The organism is Mesorhizobium sp. M2C.T.Ca.TU.002.02.1.1, assembly GCF_003997225.1.
On record NZ_RZTO01001553.1, the window covers coordinates 1 to 421 of the forward strand.

General features: G+C 61.0%; 1 pseudogene. It reads left to right on the forward strand.

Annotated features, from left to right (window positions below):
• A pseudogene (locus EOD07_RS37240) lies at nucleotides 1–421 on the forward strand (conjugal transfer protein TrbE); the annotation flags it as partial.

Here is a 421-nt window from a genome sequence, read left to right on the forward strand (position 1 = left end):
GCATCAACGACCAGGCTAGCCGAAGCTGGGCGGCCGAATGGATCGCCAGCCTTGTTGCCCACGAGAACGTCACCGTCACGCCGGAGGTGAAGGAGGCTATTTGGTCAGCGCTGGCCAGCCTTGCCACCGCGCCGGCGCAGGAACGCACACTGACCGGTCTTTCGGTCCTGCTTCAATCCAATGCGCTGAAGACCGCATTGATGCCCTACACGCTCGACGGTCCCTTCGGCCGCCTGCTCGATGCCGATCATGATGGGCTGGCCTTGTCGGATGTGCAGTGTTTCGAGACCGAGGAGTTAATGCACAGCCAAAGCGCTTTGCTGCCGGTGCTTACCTATCTGTTCCAGCGACTTGAGGAACGGTTCGACGGACGGCCCACGCTGATCATGCTCGACGAGGCGTGGGTCTATCTCGACAATCC